The sequence below is a fragment of the Brevibacillus porteri genome, assembly GCF_003013475.1.
GTDB classification, from domain to species: domain Bacteria; phylum Bacillota; class Bacilli; order Brevibacillales; family Brevibacillaceae; genus Brevibacillus; species Brevibacillus porteri.
In genome coordinates, this window is sequence record NZ_PXZO01000011.1 from 86,086 (window position 1) to 105,308 (window position 19,223).

A 19,223-nucleotide genomic window follows, 5' to 3' on the forward strand; every position below is an offset into this window, starting at 1 on the left:
ATGGTGGCCCTTATGAGCAACAATATGTACGAGAAAATTGATGAATTGATGGAACGGAAATATAAAATCCAGCTTGGTGGCGGAGATGCTCGTATCGATGCCCAACATAACCGCGGTAAGTTGACCGCACGTGAGCGTATCGAGCTACTGCTTGACCCAGACACCTTTATGGAGCTGAACCCGTTTGTTGAGCATCGTGCTACGCATTTTGGTCTCGACCAGATGGAGGCACCAGGCGAAGGTGTTGTGACGGGCTATGGTAAAATCAACGGTCGTCCTGTCTATTTGTTCGCGCAGGATTTCACGGTGTTTGGTGGAGCTCTGGGTGAGATGCACGCGATGAAAATTGCCAAGGTGATGGACTTGGCATCGAAAAATGGCGCTCCCTTTATCGGTCTGAACGACTCTGGCGGAGCACGCATTCAGGAAGGGGTAAGCTCGCTGGATGGCTATGGCACGATTTTTTACCGCAATGCCATTTACTCCGGTGTGATTCCACAAATCTCTGTCATTCTCGGTCCGTGTGCAGGAGGAGCGGTTTACTCTCCAGCCATTACGGATTTTGTGTTCATGGTTGAGAAGACGAGTCAAATGTTCATCACAGGACCAAAAGTCATCGAAACCGTTACAGGTGAAAAAATATCCGCGGAGGATCTAGGCGGAGCCAAAGTCCATTCGACGGTGAGCGGCAATGCCCATTTTACGGCAGAGACCGAACAGGAAGTATTGGAAGGAGTACGCAGGCTGCTCAGCTTCCTGCCACAAAACAATCGCGATCGCGCACCTGTGATAAAAGCAGAGGAGAATAATGGTTGGCAAGAGGAGCTCTTGGAGCTAGTACCTGCTGAAAGTACCAAAGTATACGATGTGCGCAAGGTCATCGAAAAAATCGTGGATCACGGTGATTTCATGGAAGTACAGCCGAACTTTGCCCGCAATATCGTTATCGGTCTGGCGCGTATCGATGGACACAGTGTCGGCATTATTGCCAACCAGCCAAAGGTCATGGCAGGCGGACTGGACATTCATTCATCGGATAAGCTGGCACGGTTCATCCGTTTCTGCGACTGCTTCAACATTCCACTGTTGACCTTTGAAGATGTCTCTGGCTTTTTCCCGGGGATCAATCAGGAGCACGGAGGGATTATCCGTCATGGGGCGAAAATCTTGTATGCTTACTCAGAAGCAACGGTTCCCAAAATCACCGTGATTCTGCGCAAAGCTTACGGAGGCGCGTATGTGGCGCTCAACTCCAAGTCCATTGGTGCAGATATCGTGTATGCTTGGCCGAATGCAGAAATTGCCGTCATGGGTCCCGAGGGAGCAGCTAACGTCATTTTTGCAAAGGAAATTGAACAAAGTGAGGACCCGGCTGCGACTCGCGCAGAGAAAATTGCCCTCTACCGAGAAAAGTTCGCCAACCCATATGTCGCGGCAAGTCTCGGGATGGTGGATGATGTCATCGATCCGCGCGAAACCCGCCAAAAGGTGGCGCAAGCCTTGGAAATGCTCAGAAATAAACAAGAAGATCGTCCGTACAAAAAGCACGGGAATATCCCACTTTAGAAAGGAGCTCTGATCGTGCAATGAAGCTGCATGAGCTGCGTGAATTCATCAAGCTGGTGAATCAGTCTTCCATTGAGGAGCTGGAATGGGAGAAGGGCAAGACCCGCATCGTGATCAAGAAAAGCGCACCAGTCGAAGTCGTGGCTGTCCATGCGCCTGTACAGGTGGGCGAAATGGAGCATGGCTATCAGGAGGCAGCCGCCACTGCTGAGTCCGTCGATGTCGTTGCTGAGGTACCCAAGGAAGTGACACAGCAAGTCATGTCGCCGGGAGTAGGACTGTTCTATGCGGAAGTGACAGTAGGGCAGACTGTTCAAGTAGGCGAAAAAGTTGGACGCTGCACGGCTGATGCTCTTCAGCTATCTGCCGAAATTACGACCCCAGTTAGCGGCATTATTACGGAAATTCTCGTTGTGGATGGTCAATTTGTCGATTACGGAAGAGCATTGCTCGTTGTCAAAACTCAGTAGGAAGGAGTGCGCCTATGTTTACGAAAGTATTGATTGCCAATCGCGGCGAAATCGCTGTCCGCATTATTCGCGCTTGTCAGGAACTAGGGATACGTACAGTCGCTGTCTTTTCTGAGGCGGATCGGGAAGCATTGCACGTAGAATTGGCGGATGAAGCGTATTGCATCGGACCCACGGCGTCCAAGGACAGCTATTTGAACATGGCACGGATTATGACGGTCGCTCTTTATACGAAGGCAGACGCTATCCATCCGGGCTATGGCTTCTTGGCGGAAAACGCTTCGTTTGCCCAGCTTTGCCAAGATTGCTCGATTACCTTTATCGGTCCCGATCCTGAAGCGATCACAAAAATGGGTGACAAATCCGTAGCAAAAGCAACGATGAGTCAAGCGAATGTACCATTAGTCCCGGGCACAGACGGCTTGATTGATGACATCGATGAGGCATTGCAGGTGGCGGAGAAAATCGGCTATCCTGTCATCGTAAAAGCAACGGCTGGTGGTGGCGGCAGAGGCATGCGGGTCGCTTTTGATGCCGATGACTTGTCCAAGGCGATTCGGCAAGCCCAGAAAGAAGCGGAGACGGCATTCGGTAACGCTGGCGTGTACTTGGAAAAATACGTGGAAGAGCCACGGCATGTCGAGATTCAAATCATGGGCGACAAGCACGGCAGCGCAGTGTACTTGGGAGAGCGGGATTGCTCCATTCAGCGACGTCATCAAAAGCTGGTAGAAGAAGCGCCATCTCCTGCGCTAGACCAAGCGCTGCGCGAGCAAATGGGGCAAGCTGCGGTGGCGGCAGCCAAAGCGGTTTCGTACCACGGAGCGGGTACTGTTGAATTTTTGCTCGACAAGCATGGCCAATTTTACTTCATGGAAATGAATACACGGATTCAGGTAGAGCATCCCGTGACAGAGATGATCACAGGAATCGACTTGATCAAAGAACAAATATCTGTCGCAGCAGGCAATCCGTTATCCTTTTCACAAGAAGACGTGAAAATCAATGGATGGGCGATCGAGTGCCGAATCAATGCGGAGAATCCTGCGAAAAACTTTATGCCATCACCAGGTAAGGTCGTCAATTACTTGCCGCCTGGGGGTTACGGTGTGCGCGTGGATAGTGCTGTTTATCCCGGCTACGAAATCTCTCCCTTCTATGATTCGATGGTCGCCAAGCTGATCGTTTGGGGTACAGATCGCAATGAAGCATTGGCTCGTATGAAGCGGGCGCTAGGTGAGTTTGTCATCGAGGGCGTGCATACGACGGTTCCTTTCCATGAGAAGCTGCTGGAGCACCCTGACTTTGTCTCAGGGAATTTTGCTACGAACTTCTTGGAGAAACATACGCTGGAATTGTAAAGAAAGAAAAGAGGGAACAAGCTGCGGGGTTAACGTGGCTTGTTTTTCTTTATAATAAAACGAGGAAAACCGTGAAAAGGAGCCATGTAAATGAGTGAGTATTCAACGACTGCACTAAAAATGACCAGAAGTTTTGATGTCCCACCTGAAAAAGTGTTTGATGCATGGCTGAATCAAGAGATGATGAAGAAATGGTTTTTTACCTTGGAGCGAACCAATAAAGTGGCACAAAATAACCCCCAAGTAGGGGGGACATGGGAAATTGTTGATCACCGAGACGGGAAAGATTATCGCGCGATCGGAGAGTACATCGAAATGAATCGTCCAAAGAAAATCGTCTTTACTTTTCAGATGCCGCAGTTTAGTGAATTAACTGATACCTTAATCGTGGAGCTAAAAGATACTCAGCAAGGATGTGAAATGACTTTTACACAAAACATCGTCGTTCCCCATGAAGAAAATTGGACGCAGGCAGATATCGAACAAGCATTGAAAGAATATCACGATGGTTCGGAGCACGGCTGGAATCTCATGTTCATGGGACTAAAAGAATTAGTGGAAACAGGAAAAATTAGCTATCAAGGCTAAACACGTACATGCTTAAAAAAGGGGGACAGAGATTGTTCGATATCTCTTCCCCCTTTTGCGTGTTCATCGGCTATTATTTCAACTCGTCCAGAAAGCTTCTTACAGCCTGATAGTATCCGTCAGGGTCAGTAGAATGGATATCATGCCCGCACTCAGCAAAACTTGCAAGCTTTGTGTTTGGCCTTTGGGTCACCATGCGTTCCGCTTGATTTTCATCGAGTACAAAGCTTTTTTTACCATGGATCAGCAAGATCGGGCAAGAAGACGCAAGCCAGTCACTCCACCATTCTCCGTCAATGTGTCGTTGAGAAATAGGCATGCCTTTTAAATCAGAACGGAATCCCCAGCCTTGTTCATCCTCAAAGACGCTTTCCGAAAAATAATCGACGGCCCGAACGCCGACTGCTTCCAGTGATTTTCTTAGATCGTGTAAAGAAGGGGAGCGATGTGGGAGTTTTTCTGCAAAGGATAAGTCGGCCATAATTTCTACCCCGATATCTTCCACAATGACTGCGTTCACAAGCTCGGGGTAACGAGCTGCAAATTGATACGCGTTTACGCCCCCTAAAGAATGCCCGACAATTGTAACAGGAGCTCCATCCAGAACAGTCTTAATTAAGGCGAAGATATCATTTAGGTAGCTTTCACGTGAATAATTCGTAGCTGGGGCATGCTCACTCCAGCCGTGACCACGTTGATCCAATCCAATCACGCGCCAATCTGTGAATCTGGAAGCGAACTTCGAAAATGTCCTTGCATCGTTCATATGACCATGCAGCAGGAGCAAAACTCTTTGGCTGTCCCCTCCAAAATCGAGGTAAGATAGCTTTACATCACCTGATTGGAAATATTTTCTCGTTCCTGTACCATTTTCTTGTGGTTTATGCATACAGCATTTCCTCCTTTTAATGACCAGCATGTTATGTCCAACTCGACTTCTTCTTTACCGTAACAGATAATGGTGACAGGAATTGTCATAATAAAAATTTTTGGAGAGTTATGCCATGCCAAAATCAAAAAGACTGCTGGAAATGATGATGACTGTCAACCGGAAGCGCAAATTTACGGTAAGGGAGCTTGCCGACGAATTTGGCGTTTCAGGGCGAACGATTCTCAGGGACCTGTAAGAGCTGAGTGAGTTAGGAGTACCTTTGTACGCTGAGGTGGGACCGCATGGCGGATATCACGTTTTGAAGGAAAGGATTTTGCCGCCTATTGCATTCTCAGAGGAGGAAGCGGTCGCCATCTTTTTCGCGATCCATGCTCTTCGACACCATACCTCTCTGCCCTTTGAAACAGAATCCTCATCAGCGCTGAACAAATTTTATCAGTTCATGCCGCCGGATATTCGTGATCGCATTGATCAGATGAAACGCCGTGTTGATTTCGTGACACCGCAGCGGCAAGCCAGCTCTCCGCATTTATCCAGATTGCTGGATGCTGCCATCCAACAAAAAGTACTCCTTATCACTTATGAAACGCGCGGACAACAATCCAAGCGGGAGATGCAGCCGATTGGAATTTATACGAAAAACGGTTTATGGTACAGCCCGGCTTATTGTTATCAGCATCAAGAGATTCGCGTGTTTCGTTGTGATCGTATCCATTCCGTCGAACAATCAGTATTGAAGCCGTTGGATCTCCGTGACATTCACTTGGAAAATAGACTGAGCAAGACAGTCGAGGATAAGGACACGGTCCACTTATTTGCGGAGCTGACCATTGAAGGTGTGCAGGCTTGTGAGGCTGAACTTTGGCTTGCATCCATGCTGCATATGCGGCAGGATGGAAGTGGTTGGTTGGAAGGAAATGTAGCGAGAAGAGACATTTTATTTTTTGCAAAGTTCTTGATTGGGTTAGGGAAAGAAGTAACTGTGCAGCATTCACCCGAAATAGTGGACGGCATAAAAACGTATTTGGCAGAACTGATAAACATGTACTCGCAATGAGGAGGTAGCTATGGCATTACCTAAAAAAGGAACACGGGGTATCACGGTAGGAGCGCAGCGATATCGTTGGGTTATTAGCCCAGCAGCAAAGGGGCTACTCGCGTTGACGATCCAGCACAACGAAGGTATGGGTCAATTGATTCGCGTGTATGTAAAATCAGATGTAAATGATTTTTGGGCGGAGTTTCCACATGTGCAGCATTTGGATATGAGAGCGATAAAGCCAGCTGACGTCGCGGCTATCATTGAAGAGGCGATCAAGCTGGGATGGCAGCCCGACAAAAAAGGGGCGCCTTTGAGCTTTGACTTCATCGGTAGTACGCTCGTCAAAAAAGGGGATACATAGCAATACCGAAATGGGAATTCGCAATGTGGTGAGGGAATGAAGGCGATGGGGCATGATTTCAAGGCTCCGAAGCAAACGGATGTGAAGCAGTGGAAAAAGGTTGAAATCCTCTATCAGCATGGGTTTACCTATCATTCCTGTGGCTGTGATGGCCCAGGCTACCGGCCAGCCCAATTACATGAAGTGAACGAATTTCTCGAAAAGAACAAACGGTTCAAAACAGAGGGAGAGAAATTGCTGAATAGACTCACAGGAAGAATGTAAAAACGAGCAGGAGGCGGGGGATAGTGGCAACATTCTTTTTGATCATGATTTACTTGTCGTTTATCAGCTTGGGCCTTCCTGATTCGTTACTGGGGGCAGCTTGGCCGGTCATGCAAGCAGAATATGGCGCGGCATTTGGTATGGCAGATGTGATCAACATTGCGATTTCGTCTGGTACGATCGTCTCTAGCTTGATGAGTGGTGCATTATTAAAACGATTGGGAACAGGACGGATCACACTGATCAGTTGCTTGATGACGGCGGCAGCTTTGTTCGGATTTTCTTTTGCCCCTTCGATTTTATGGTTAATGGTATTGGCATTGCCTGCCACTGGGACTAGGAGCTGGTTCTGTGGATGCAGCATTGAATCATTATGTTGCCACGCATTTTCAAGCCCATCACATGAGCTGGCTGCATTGCTTCTGGGGTGTGGGCGCTACGCTTGGCCCCATTATTATGTCTGGCTTTATGCGCGATCATGATTTATGGCGGAATGGCTACTTGACCATTTCGCTCATTCAATTTGCGTTAGTCGTACTTCTAGCGTTTACACTTCCTTTGTGGAAACGAATGGAGAACCTGCAGAGCCATGCTGCCAAAGAGTCACAGGGTGAGCCGTTTCGTGGGCAGAGCGAACAACCGTTACGGACAAAAGGCGTCAAGCTGACTTTGTTGACCTTTCTCTTCTATTGTGGGGCTGAAGCATCGGTGGGATTATGGGGGAGCAGCTTTTTGGTAAATGTGAAAGAGCTACCTGCGGCTGTAGCGGCGGAGTGGGTAGCCATGTATTACGGTGGCATTACCGTGGGGCGACTGATCACTGGCTTTGTAACCTTCAAAGTGAGCAACCGCGTCCTGATTCGCAGCGGACTTCTCGTATCAATAGCTGGGGCAGCGCTGTTGATTTTGCCATTACCAACCTACTGTTCGCTAATCGGTTTTCTGTTACTCGGGTTAGGCTTCGCTCCGATTTATCCCTGTATGCTGCATGATACCCCTGAACGCTTTGGGAAAGAGCAAACACAAAAGCTGATGGGCTATCAGATGGCGGTTGCGTACACGGGTGCCACACTTTTGCCTCCGTTGCTAGGGTGGATTGCTGCACAGACGACAGTTTCCATTTTACCGTTTTTTATCGCTTTCTACATTGCGTTCATGCTTTATGGTTCTGAGAGAGTCAATCGAATCATGAAGCGACGGGCCGCCCAGTTAGAATCGCTCTAACATAAGGCACTTGCTATTTTGACGATAGCATGTTTTGCAAAGCTTTTCCGTATAAAGACAGGGGTGCCTGGTCGCCGCTAATGTAAGAAAAGATGGTCATGCCATTCTCTAGAGCAAGAATCGTCCATGCCATTTCATCCGCAGATAGAGTAGAGTCACTTTCTTTTGGCTTCAATGTTTGTATCGCCTTGGAAAGATGCTGTACCGACTCTACGATCATGTTTGACCATCGCTTTCGAACTGACTCTTCGCGCATGGCATAAAGCAAAAATTCTAGGTTCAGCATGCTCCACGTGCGATTTTGTTGCTGAACGGACATAAAATAGGCGTCCATGGCTTCTATAAAATGCGATAATGATGGCTGGTGATCAATTACGTGATGGATATTGGACACATGTAATTGCATCTGACCTTCCAAAATAGCGAGAAAGAGATCTTCTTTGGACTGAAAATGAGCATAAACAGCTCCTTTGGTAAATCCAGCATGGTCTGCGATTTTATCAACGGAAGCCCCGTGGAAGCCTAACTGAGCAAAGGTTTCAATGGCTGCATCAATGAGCAATTGCCGTGTTTCCTTTTTACGCTCTGCTTGGGTTAACCTGCGTCTGTTCATTCGTCCGCCTCCTTCTCTTGACAAGCATACCATATAGAATTAACATTCCATATAGTATTTAAATCCTTATTGGTATGTAAGATACAAATGGCAGTTTTGTAGGATTTAACCGTCTACTATGTCATGCTATTTTGGAGTACGATAGATATAGATCATCTAGTAAGAGGGGACAGTGTACGAATGCAGAGGGAAGAAAGCGTAGCAACGCGGAATCGGCCTATGTCCAATATTTTGGCGCAAACGGTTAAGACGGGGATTATCAAATCGAATCTGATTCCGATGTTTGCCGGATTAACATTAGCTTTATATACGTATCACTTCAGTCTAATAGATAAGTTGCCAGAAATCTTATTTGCTACAATTGGCTCTATTTTAATCATGGGTGCAGCAGGTGCTTTTAATAACGTGTATGATCGCGATATCGATTCTGTCATGGAGAGGACGAAGAACAGACCTACAGTGACAGGAGAAATATCAACGAAGACCGTTTTATGGCTAGCATCCCTGATGACGATTTTTGGCTTAGTGTCGCTCGTCTTGGCATCACCTTTGGCTGCTATTATGGGATTTCTCGGACTGTTTTTTTATGTCGTGCCTTATACGATGTGGACCAAAAGAAGAACGGTTTACAATACGGAGGTAGGGAGTATTTCTGGTGCAATGCCGCCGCTCATCGGTTGGGCTGCTATTCACCCAGATATCACGCATCCTGCTATCCTTGGTCTGTTTATCATCATGGTCATTTGGCAAATGCCTCACTTTTATGCGATCGCGATTCGCAAGTATGATGAGTACAAGGCGGCTGGAGTTCCTATGTTGCCTGTGGTCAAAGGTGCAAGACGTACCTACATTCAAACAAATGTTTATTTGGTTATTTTAATTGCTAGCAGTTTTTTATTCTGGTCATTAAGCGTTGGTCTTACGTTGATGGCCCTGCTCCTGAATATTTTATGGCTGGTTCTGAGTGTATTTGGATACCGGAAAATGGATTCGCAGAAATGGTCAAAAACGATGTTTATTTATTCACTGATTCATATGACGGTGCTGTTCTCGACGGTGATTATTTACTCGCTGATGGGGATTATTTTCAAGTTGTAAATCAGTGATCATACAAGCTGCCTTCACTTTGAGGGCGGCTTCTTTTTTTGTCTGGGAACCTTGCAGTATAGCGGGTGCTTCTCATGTTCAACCAAAAATGGGCGCATGATCATGGAACAAATACCCAATGTCACTTCATAAATCTAGAGTAGCTCCCATGATGTGACGGAGGTGAAAATGAATGGATGATTTCAAAAAAGACCTAAAAAAACTAAAGACATCTGAAATAAAATCGGATAAAGTACAGCGTTGGGACAAAGAAAAAATGAATGAAGCTACGCTCGTTCGCGGACGGTGTGGCGGATGTGGAAGATGCGGTGGCTGCAGTAGATGCAGTTGTAGTCGTTGCAGTCGTTGCAGTTGCTCTTGCTCCTGTTCTTGCGTCTGTAGCTGTTCATGCAGTTGCTCTTGTTCTTGCAGTTGCTCTTGTTCTTGCAGTTGCTCTTGCAGTTGCTCTTGCTTCTTCCCATGCTTTGTCATATTTGATAACGATTAATGATCACACCCCGCATTATGCTCCTGCCAACAGTATTGTTTTGGCAGGAGCTTTGTTTTTACGAACAGGAATGTGAGACAAATAGTCCTACATAAAATGGGAGTGACATGCTTCGTCACAAATAGATTGATTTCGCAAAGGGAGGGGGAGAAGAATGGAAAGGTTGAATCCTTCGATGCGTATAAAAGTGAAACGGGATACCGTTTATATACCCGATGCAGATGGAAGTGTATTTTTTCGGAATAACATCGGGACCTTCCGCATGAAGGGTGACATGATCGAACGATGGGTAGACCAATTAATGCCCATGTTTAATGGCGAGCATACACTGGAACAATTGACCGACGATTTGCCAGATGAATACCAACAGCAAATATACCAGGTAGCGGGGACTCTTTTTCAAAACGGATTTCTCCAAGACGTGAGTCAGGATAAACCACATGATTTATCCCGAGAAATGATGTCAACGTATGCAGCGCAGATTGAATTTTTGGACCAGTTTGGCGGTTCGGGAGGGTATCGGTTTCAAAAATATCGAGCAGAAAACGTTTTGGTAATCGGAGCGGGCCCATTTCTCCTTTCTGCCATCCATGCATTGTTAGAATCGGGATGCGTTCAATTCCATTATGCAATGACGGGTGAGACTCCGACTGATCGTGAGCGGCTAGAGACGATCATCGAGAATTCGCGCAGGAAAGACCCGCATGTAAAGCTGGAAGAGCTAGAACCAGTGTCGTGGGGGAAGGTAGGGTGGTCGGAGGCAATCGAGCCATTCACTGCTGTTTTGTACACATCGGCACATACAAACAAGGATGAAATAAGTGTCATTCATTCTGTATGCAGAGAGCAAGAGAAGGTGTTTATTCCGGCGCTTTTCGTACTCCAAAAAGGAATGGTAGGGCCGCTGGTTCATCCGCAATCAGAGGCTTGCTTTGAATCGGCTTGGCGTCGGTTGCATCGACAGGCTTTGAGTGCGGACACTGATCATCATGCATTTTCTATGACCGCAGCAGCCATGTTGGCGAATATCGCTGTTTTTGAATGGTTCAAATACGTTACAGGGTCCATAGAAACAGAGGTCCCCAACAAGGTTTATTTGCTAAATCTAGAGACATTAGAAGGAAGCTGGCAGTCATTCATGCGGCATCCGATGCTGAGTGAAGAGATGAGCATGGAGGTATTGGATGAACGTGATCTCCAATCGCGTCTATCAAAAGAGGCAGAACATAAGGAAAGTCTACTGTCTCTGTTCCCATCATGGACCTCATCGGGTACAGGGATTTTTGACAATTGGGATGAGGGTGAGCTAACGCAATTGCCGCTCACTCAGTGTATCGTTACGGCAGTCGATCCCGTCGCAGATGGTCCCGCAGAGCTTTTACCATCCGTCGTATGCGCGGGTTATAACCATGATGAGGCGAGAAGAGAAGCAGGATTACTTGGGGCAGAGATGTATGTCGGAAGAATGGTGAACCATCTCGCTACCCAAAACACGGCTTTTCAATTGGGGATAGATGGAAACATCGGAATTGGAGCAGGAGAAACGGCAGCAGAAGGGTTAAGTCGGGCGTTACTGCATTATTTAACACTCACGTATATGTCAGAAATGAAAGGACGACAACCAACAGCTAGACCTGTGCACGCTGGAACGATTGCGGATGAGCAGTCTCAGTATTATTTGCGGTCATTCGCTACATGGGGTGAAGAACCGAAGATTGCCAAAGGCCATGATGTGTGCGGTTTTCCGGTTGTTTGGGTGGGAACGCGCTCCGGTTGGTTTGGAAGTGTTGGCTTACAGGAGCTAGACGCTTTGCAAAAAGCGTTGATGTATGCCTTGCATCGTATCCAGAATCAAGCAACACCATTGTCTAAGTATGTACTTACAGCGCAATCTGTAGCATTGACGGGTGAACCATTGGAATTGGCATTCATCCCTAGCAAAGAAGAATCTGAACATGAAGTCTGGCAGCACGCTGTCGAAGTTTTAGCGCTTCACCACAAAAAACCTCTGATCATAAATGCGGCGATAGAGCCTTTCTTGGAGGAAGACCTTGGCGGGGTATTCGCTTTGCTGCTCTCTCGGGAGGTGCTTCAATGAGTGCTGACATTCTTGTAATCGGAGACGGTGTATTAGCAGAGCTGATTTCAGAACGTCTCATGACGGATTACCGTGTGTGGCGGAGTGAGAAAATGGAATCAGCGACAAGGGTAGGAGACTTGGCACTTCTGTTACACGATACCTATCATCCCTCCGTGTATCTGCATGCAGAGAAACATTTCCAACAAGCTAATATTCCATGGCTGCGCGGTTTTGTTTCATTCGGAGAAGCGATTGTAGGCCCGTTGGTACGACCAGGTCAAACAGGGTGCTCCCAGTGCGCAGATATGCGTCGTTTGATGGCGGGACGCGATCGGCAAGAGATGTGGAAGGTACAAAAAATGCTGAGCGAAAAAGGCGAAACACATCGTGATCCGTGGTCATCCCGCACTGGCTTGCTACAGGTGGCACACCACGTAATCGCGGAGGTGTTACGTTTCGTAGAGGGCAGGCAAGCCCACTTATCGGAGCATATTCAATTCATTGATTTACAAACATTGACAAGTACCCGTCATTTCTTTCTGCCAAATCCATTATGTTCGGTATGTAGTCGATTGCCTGAGGATTCAGAGGATCGGGCAAGAATATGCTTGAAGCCCAACATAAAGCGAAGTCCTGATAGTTACCGCACAAAATCCATTGCTGAGTTGCAACAAGCACTTACCTCCGAGTATTTGGATTCCCGAACCGGATTTTTGAACGGGAAAGTCCGTGATCTCGTGTCTGTTTTTGCAGATGTAAGTGTCAATTTGCCTTTATTTTCGCATAATGAGGGCACAGCAGGCAGATCCGTTTCGTACGCGGATAGCGAGTTAACGGCGATTCTGGAGGGAATGGAAAGATATTGCGGTGTAATGCCGCGTGGCAAGAGGACGACGGTTCGCGATTGCTATGCAAATCTTGCACCCCATGCCCTTGATCCGACGACGGCAGGAACCCATTCAGAAGAACAGTATGCCCTTCCAGATTTTCCGTTTCAGCCATTTGATCCCAAGCGAGAAATGAACTGGGTATGGGGTTATTCCTTTAAGGAAGAGCGACCCATTCTCGTACCTGAACTCATGGCCTACTACAGTATGGGATTCGGGGAGGGAGTTGTATTTGAGACTTCAAATGGTTGTGCGTTGGGTGGCAGCTTGGAGGAAGCGATTTTTTACGGCATCCTGGAAGTGGTTGAGCGTGATGCATTCTTGTTGACCTGGTATGCTAGATTGCCATTGCCACGCCTCGATCCGGCTACTATTCATGATCGTGAATTGCTTTTGTTGATCGATCGAATGCAGACAGTTGCGAATTACGATTTGTACTTGTTCGATGCGACGATGGAAAATGGCATCCCGAGTGTATGGACGATTGCGAAAAACCGAAGCAAGGAAGGGATACACCTTGTTTGTGCAGCAGGAGCGCACCCAGATCCCATACGCGCCGTAAAAAGCTCTATTTACGAGACAGCTGCCATGCTCCTGCCTTTGACAGACAAGTACGAAGCGAACCGAGGCAAATATTTGCGTATGCTCCAGGATTCGTCCTTGGTGAAAAAGATGGACGATCATGCGATGCTTTACAGCTTGCCGGAAGCAGCAGAGCGCTTATCCTTTCTTTTGGATGATGCACGTCCGATGGTCTCTTTCGCTGAACAATTTCCTAGAAGAAACCAGCATCGTGATCTAACAGACGATTTGCGTGAGTTGCTCGGCGTGTTCCAAAAGTTAGATCTCGATGTCATTGTGGTAGATCAAACGACACCAGAGGTCGGGCGCCACGGCTTATCTTGCGTGCGCGTATTGATTCCTGGCATGCTTCCGATGACTTTTGGCCATCATCTCACGCGAGTAACGGGATTGAAAAGAGTATTGGAGGTCCCTGTGAAGCTGGGTTACGCGAAACAACCACTGCGTGTAGACGAGTTGAATCCTTTTCCGCATCCGTTTCCATAACATGCATCTGGGAGTGAGCCGGATGAGTCTCGAAAATTTCTTGTACCGCCTTCATTTTGATACAGAAAACTCCCGACCAAGTGACCTTGAAGTGGATTGGGGAGATGCGCCACTGACATACAAGCTGTACAGGGGGCTACCTGTCATTCCACTGCCAGAAGATATGCCTCTATCGCTCGTAGATCAAACGGTTTCACAAGAGATGTCTCTTTCTCAATTGGGCGCTTGGTTATGGTATAGCTACGGACTCATCCAAATCAGCCAATCGTTTTTAACCACGACTACGGCAGATGCAGGATCTGAGTCGTTTTTGCCGCTTGTAACGAATCGAAGACCGGTTCCGTCTGGGGGAGGGCTCTATCCGAGTGAGCTGTACGTGTATTTGAAGCTGTCGAGTATTCCTTCAGGTCTATACCACTACGATGTGGCTCATCACAGACTCGTGCAATTGCGCGAAGGGAATTTTGATCACGTCCTTAGCCGAGCACTTGATGGCAGTTGTCCGGTACATGCATGTTTTGGAGTTGCTTTCGTATCCATCTATTTTTGGAAGAACTTTTTTAAGTACGATGAGTTTTCCTATCGATTGCAGGGGCTCGATGCTGGTGTACTACTAGGACAATTGCAGGAAATGGCAAACCAACTCGGTGTGACGACTGCAGTACATTACCAGTTCCTAGATAGAGCGATGAATGCACTGCTAGGATTGTCTGCCGATCAAGAGAGTGTATACGCGGTAGTTCCCTTATCGCTCCAAACAGAAGGGGAGAGGCATTCACTGGCACAATGGACAGAGCGAGGAGAGAAGACGGCAATCGAGCTAATCAGAGAGCTGCCTGAGCAAAAGCATGTGCATGTGATGCGCTCAAAAAGAATGAGACAATATCCTGCGCTCCTGGAAATGAATGAGGCTGCCATGCAGGAATCTACCCATGCGTTTACACGTTATTCGGATCAGTTGGAAACCAAGTGGCCTCGTCGTTCCGATGAGCGAATCCTTCTCCCTCGTTCGCAGAAACCAAATTACGATCTGGCGCAATATTGCCGGGAGCGTTTTTCGCCGGAAGTGGATTTTATCAGGAGGAAAACAGACCAGAATCAGGTAGCGCGTATCATGGAAATGACGATGAGTGCTCTATCGTATGAAAATGATTTAGGAAATAATCTGGAGGTAGCGTGGAGGAGGATTTCTCTCTTCGTAAGCATTCATCAGGTAGAAGGGATACAAGATGGCGCATACGCGTACGAACCGCTGGAGCACGCTCTTTATCCGATTGTCTATGGAGATTTTCGAGCACGTCTTCAAGACGGAATGACGCTGGACAACGTGAATTTGTATCAAGTGCCGCTCTGCTTTCATGTGGTGGGTAAACGCGATCATCTGATCAACCAGTTAGGTTACCGAGGGTATCGCATTCAGCAGATGGAGGCGGGAATCGTCGTGCATCACTTGCTTTTGGCAGCATTCACGTGTGGAATGGGCGGCCATCCGCTACTCGGATTTGACGTGGAGAATTGCGATGACCTTTACAACCTAGAGACTGAAGAGAAAACCTGCCTGATTCAAATTCCGGTCGGGCACTATCGCCCCCGCGCCAGATTTCAAGGCGGGCTTCATGGATAAAAACGTGGAAGACCCGAGTCGCGTTGACCCGGGTCTTGAATTATGCCCTTATGATGGCTTTGATACCTTGAATGAGACAGTCAATTTCCTCGTGGGTATTGTACGGTGCCAGCCCCGCTCGTATCCAACCGCCACTTTCATTGATTCCCAAACAATTGGCGAGTGTTGTCGCATAAAAGTCCCCGTCCGCAACGAATATGCTATGCTCCTCACACAATCGCTCACATATTTCTTGGGGAGAAAACCCTTCGATCCGAAAAGCGATCGTCGGTGTTTTCGGTACATCTTCACCCGCTTGATAGAGTGTGACGCCATTCATTGCGCCTAGTTCTTTTCGCAGCTTTTCTGCCAGCTGATTTTCATAGGCTTCAATCCATTCGTAGCCAGAGCGGATTTTTTCGGAGAAGCTATCACCGAAACCAAGCGAAGCAACAAATTCGATAGCGGGTCTGATTCCTGCGATTCCTTCATGATTTTGTGTTCCGGTCTCCAGTTTATCTGGATAAAAAGAGGGGGCGGGAACCAATTTGTAAACATCGAGTGCTTCAAAAATTTCTTTGCGGATGACAGCGATTCCCACATGAGGGCCAAAAAATTTGTAGGCGGAACAGAGTAGGATATCGGCTCCAATCTCGTCCCGATGGATAGAGAAGTGAGGGACCGCATGCACGGCGTCGACAGCGACAATGACTCCTTTTGCACGTGCTTTTTGGGAGATGGCAGCGAGATCATGGATCGTTCCGACAGCATTAGAAGCAAGCCCGATTGCCACAAGTCTGGTCCTGGAAGTAAGTAGGGTGTCGAGCTTATCTAATTGTAATGTAAGTGTCTCTTTATTCACCTTTAACCACCGAACGGTCATTCCGCGATCAGCAGCAACAGTCAACCACGGGTCAACATTAGCACGGTGATCCATCTCGGAGACGATGATCTCATCCCCTTCATTCCAATGTCGACCTAATGCACGCGCAATGGCAAAGGTCAGGGTGGTCATATTCGCACCGAAGGCTACCTCCAGCGGCTTCACGTGGAAGAGGTCTGCTATGGCTTGCTTGGCATCTGCGAGGATAGCTTCTGTCTCCTTACTCGTTGGAAAAGAGCCGTGTAAATTGGCCCCACCGTTCGCCATATAGCGATAGATCGCGTCCATGGAGGATTTTACGACTTGAGAGCCGCCTGGGCCATCCAGATAAACAACAGGTTTGCCTTTATACGTTCGTTGTAGTGCGGGGAATTGCTCCCGAACTTTTTCAATGGGGAATTGTTCCGATGCAACTTCTAATCGCCAATCATTGGAGCGCATAAAACTTCCAGGAGGGTATTCAAAGACGCATTCTGACTGCAGGGTGAAACCTAGCTTACGGCAAATGGCATTGGAGCCGGGGTTGTCCACAGAGGGATAGGCATGAATAAACTTGTGTCTTCGTTCTTGGTTGATGCGTGTGATGAGTGAGGCTAAAGCCGCAGAGGCGATGCCTTTCCCTTGAAAGGGGGGCAGGACGCTCCAGCCTACTTCGTATACGTTTTCTCCTTGCCAGATGCGGTCCCAATAGCCGATGCTTCCGACAGGGGTGTAATCTGGCAGCAGTACGATGCTGAACATCTTGCTCGTTAGCTGTCCGGCTTTATTGACGTATCGTTCGTGCCGAGCAAGTAGCTGCTCTTCTGTCTCCGGGCCTCCAAGATGTTCCATCATGGCTGGTGCATTCAAATGACGCAGCAAGGGAAGATCGTGATCCGCCCAGGGTTGAATGCGGACAAGCTCAGTATTTAGCGTTGTGGACATTTTCTCACTCCTTACCAACTGGATTTCCGTGGTGTCCATCATCATTCGTTATCTCTCATTATTCGGAATAGATTCCAATTAATCAATCTTCAATTCGTTTGAGAAAACGGGGTGGAAAATTATGCTATAATGGTTGGTGCCCGAGTGATTTTTATTATCGGAGTATGTATAAAGTAGCTGAGGTGTAGGAATAGACCCTTTCTGAAAAACATTTGGAGAGTAAATCCAACGTAAATATCGTCACGGACATTGAAGGAAAAGGGAAGGGGTACCTGTTCATGAATGAAAAAAGCATCCATACACAACGACTCATATTGATTCCATTTACGCATAGAATAGCGACGAATATTTTGCAAGAAAATTACGAAGAGTTATTGGATATGGGGCTTACATTAGGCAAAGGCTGGCCTGATGAGGATGCGATGGAAACGATACCCAAAATCATCAAAGCACTCGAACTCACAGGGGAACCGACAGGATTTGAATCGTGGATGATCATTACAAAAGATGGCATGAGGATCATCGGGGATGTAGGGTTCAAGGGAGTCCCGAATGCGGCAGGAGAAGTGGACATCGGCTATGGAATTATTGAAGCCGAGAGAAAAAAAGGCTACGCGTACGAGTCGGCTGAAGGCCTAGCGAATTGGGCGCTGTTGCAGCCAGATGTGAAAAAGATTACGGCGAAGTGCTTGCTAGATAACATAGATTCCGCAAAAATATTAGTCAAAATGGGCTTTGCAGAAATAAAGAGAGACGACACCATGATTTACTGGTCTAAGCAGAAGCAATAGCAAGCTAGAATAGAAACAGATATAAAACGAAAAAAAGGACGCACACATGGGAGTGTTGACAAAGTACTTTTTCGGAGGAAATCGCAATTTCAAACCCGCATGAATACTGGGTTTTTAAAAGCAGTTTCTCTCCAAATCGGCATTTGTCAACAACCCCACATGGCAGTCCTTTTTTTATGGAGAACATCAGTTGCTAGTATTTTTTATGGGTATGTTGTAGATGCGTTTCGTTCCATCTTTATACGTCACTTCGAGTACACCTGATTGAAGGGACGGGCCTTTTGCTTTTCCTTTTTTCTTTGTGGAAAACTCTCCTGACTTCGAGTCGATTCGCAACGTAATGGTCGAATGGAAGACCTGAATCGATACGCGTTTGATATCTTTATTGGAGGCTTTCCCTGTCACTTTGAGTTCGTAATACGATTTAGAGAGCTCGCTCGATTCAGACTGTAGCTCGATTTCATCTGGATTGAGGGCCAGCCCTGGAAGAAATTTCGTCTGCATCTTTACGATTTCCTTTTTGCGTTCCTTATCTTCAGGTCCAACGAGGATACGTACGGAAGAATTCAATTGAAAATAGTCTGGCGTAAGATCATCCGGCAGTTCATCTGTTCGGAAGTATTCATCTTGCTCAATCGTTCTCCCAGGTTTTAAGGTTCTCTCCTTGATGTCCGGGGTACAGGCAGGTTCGTCTTCAGGGTAGGGAAGCTCCCAAGAGTCTCCAGAGGCATACGCTTCTAGTCGTGTTGTCACACCATAACAATGACCAGTTGTGTATGTGATCGGTTTCCGCGACGTGGTACACTAGTGAGTCGTATTTTGGATTGTCGTTTTCGGTAACGGTAACTTGAAACCGAAGTCCTTCTTTCTTGAATGGCTTCTCAATGAATAGCATGCCAGTTTCTTTTGCTTCGGCCACGTTTACATGAACGGCGCTAGCAGTCATAACCAGTAAAAGACATACGAGTGATTGGACAATCTTGCGAAACACACAGTTCACCTCCTAACGATT

At 47.3% G+C, this 19,223-nt stretch carries 16 protein-coding genes and 3 pseudogenes; 14 read left to right on the forward strand and 5 right to left on the reverse strand.

Translation table 11 applies throughout. The features are described 5' to 3' along the window. The 4 genes from C7R92_RS08440 (at position 1) to C7R92_RS08455 (ending at position 3,985) form a co-directional block, all read left to right on the forward strand. Positions 1-1,566, forward strand: a complete 1,566-nt coding sequence (locus tag C7R92_RS08440; RefSeq protein WP_106833904.1) for an acyl-CoA carboxylase subunit beta — start codon at positions 1-3, stop codon at positions 1,564-1,566. A 20-nt stretch (positions 1,567-1,586) separates the two neighbouring features. After that, positions 1,587-2,036, forward strand: a complete 450-nt coding sequence (locus tag C7R92_RS08445; protein WP_106833905.1) for an acetyl-CoA carboxylase biotin carboxyl carrier protein — start codon at positions 1,587-1,589, stop codon at positions 2,034-2,036. A 14-nt stretch (positions 2,037-2,050) separates the two neighbouring features. After that, positions 2,051-3,397: an acetyl-CoA carboxylase biotin carboxylase subunit gene (gene accC / locus C7R92_RS08450; RefSeq protein WP_106833906.1), complete on the forward strand. Its 1,347-nt coding sequence runs from the start codon at positions 2,051-2,053 to the stop codon at positions 3,395-3,397. Positions 3,398-3,487: 90 nt separating this feature from the next. Further along, positions 3,488-3,985, forward strand: a complete 498-nt coding sequence (locus C7R92_RS08455) for an SRPBCC family protein (RefSeq protein WP_106833907.1) — start codon at positions 3,488-3,490, stop codon at positions 3,983-3,985. Between the two features lie 73 nt (positions 3,986-4,058). Here C7R92_RS08455 and C7R92_RS08460 read toward each other — a convergent pair whose 3' ends face one another. Next, the gene (locus C7R92_RS08460; protein WP_106833908.1) at positions 4,059-4,874 is read right to left on the reverse strand and encodes an alpha/beta fold hydrolase; all 816 of its coding nucleotides are present in this window, start codon (positions 4,872-4,874) and stop codon (positions 4,059-4,061) included. Positions 4,875-4,989: 115 nt separating this feature from the next. On the opposite strand from C7R92_RS08460, the pseudogene C7R92_RS08465 reads away from it, so the two are divergent. The 4 genes and pseudogenes from C7R92_RS08465 (at position 4,990) to C7R92_RS08480 (ending at position 7,768) form a co-directional block, all read left to right on the forward strand. Further along, positions 4,990-5,934 (forward strand): annotated as a pseudogene (locus C7R92_RS08465) (helix-turn-helix transcriptional regulator). Positions 5,935-5,944: 10 nt separating this feature from the next. Then, positions 5,945-6,280, forward strand: a complete 336-nt coding sequence (locus C7R92_RS08470; protein ID WP_106833909.1) for a hypothetical protein — start codon at positions 5,945-5,947, stop codon at positions 6,278-6,280. Between the two features lie 21 nt (positions 6,281-6,301). Beyond that, positions 6,302-6,544: pseudogene (locus C7R92_RS08475) on the forward strand (hypothetical protein); the annotation flags it as partial. A gap of 23 nt (positions 6,545-6,567) precedes the next feature. Beyond that, positions 6,568-7,768 (forward strand): annotated as a pseudogene (locus C7R92_RS08480) (MFS transporter). A gap of 13 nt (positions 7,769-7,781) precedes the next feature. Here C7R92_RS08480 and C7R92_RS08485 read toward each other — a convergent pair. After that, the gene (locus tag C7R92_RS08485; protein ID WP_106833910.1) at positions 7,782-8,381 is read right to left on the reverse strand and encodes a TetR/AcrR family transcriptional regulator; all 600 of its coding nucleotides are present in this window, start codon (positions 8,379-8,381) and stop codon (positions 7,782-7,784) included. Positions 8,382-8,561: 180 nt separating this feature from the next. Here C7R92_RS08485 and cyoE point away from each other — a divergent pair, with 180 nt between their 5' ends. From cyoE to C7R92_RS08510, 5 genes are all read left to right on the forward strand, one after another. Continuing rightward, a complete protein-coding gene (gene cyoE / locus C7R92_RS08490) occupies positions 8,562-9,479 on the forward strand; it encodes a heme o synthase (protein WP_069845171.1) in 918 nt (305 codons plus the stop codon). 181 nt (positions 9,480-9,660) lie between these two features. Next, positions 9,661-9,975, forward strand: a complete 315-nt coding sequence (locus tag C7R92_RS08495) for a heterocycloanthracin/sonorensin family bacteriocin (protein ID WP_106833911.1) — start codon at positions 9,661-9,663, stop codon at positions 9,973-9,975. 154 nt (positions 9,976-10,129) lie between these two features. Beyond that, positions 10,130-12,073 carry a putative thiazole-containing bacteriocin maturation protein gene (locus C7R92_RS08500; RefSeq protein ID WP_106833912.1) on the forward strand — a complete coding sequence of 648 codons (1,944 nt, stop codon included), beginning with the start codon at positions 10,130-10,132 and terminating at the stop codon, positions 12,071-12,073. Next, positions 12,070-14,010 carry a TOMM precursor leader peptide-binding protein gene (locus tag C7R92_RS08505; RefSeq protein ID WP_106833913.1) on the forward strand — a complete coding sequence of 647 codons (1,941 nt, stop codon included), beginning with the start codon at positions 12,070-12,072 and terminating at the stop codon, positions 14,008-14,010. Before C7R92_RS08500 ends, C7R92_RS08505 begins: the two co-directional genes overlap by 4 nt. A gap of 22 nt (positions 14,011-14,032) precedes the next feature. After that, on the forward strand, positions 14,033-15,634 hold the full coding sequence (locus tag C7R92_RS08510; RefSeq protein WP_106833914.1) for a SagB family peptide dehydrogenase: 1,602 nt from the start codon (positions 14,033-14,035) through the stop codon (positions 15,632-15,634). A gap of 40 nt (positions 15,635-15,674) precedes the next feature. Here the strand turns inward: C7R92_RS08510 and C7R92_RS08515 are convergent, their stop codons facing one another. Further along, complete coding sequence (locus tag C7R92_RS08515; protein ID WP_106833915.1) at positions 15,675-17,420, reverse strand: cysteine desulfurase-like protein; 1,746 nt, start codon at positions 17,418-17,420, stop codon at positions 15,675-15,677. 278 nt (positions 17,421-17,698) lie between these two features. On the opposite strand from C7R92_RS08515, the gene C7R92_RS08520 reads away from it, so the two are divergent. Next, positions 17,699-18,211, forward strand: coding sequence for a GNAT family N-acetyltransferase (locus C7R92_RS08520; RefSeq protein WP_106833916.1), 513 nt, complete (start codon positions 17,699-17,701; stop codon positions 18,209-18,211). 186 nt (positions 18,212-18,397) lie between these two features. Here the strand turns inward: C7R92_RS08520 and C7R92_RS08525 are convergent, their stop codons facing one another. Both C7R92_RS08525 and C7R92_RS32785 read right to left on the reverse strand, forming a co-directional pair. Next, the gene (locus C7R92_RS08525; RefSeq protein WP_244195695.1) at positions 18,398-18,964 is read right to left on the reverse strand and encodes a hypothetical protein; all 567 of its coding nucleotides are present in this window, start codon (positions 18,962-18,964) and stop codon (positions 18,398-18,400) included. Further along, the gene (locus tag C7R92_RS32785) at positions 18,906-19,202 is read right to left on the reverse strand and encodes a hypothetical protein (protein ID WP_244195696.1); all 297 of its coding nucleotides are present in this window, start codon (positions 19,200-19,202) and stop codon (positions 18,906-18,908) included. Before C7R92_RS32785 ends, C7R92_RS08525 begins: the two co-directional genes overlap by 59 nt. Positions 19,203-19,223: the final 21 nt, after the last annotated feature.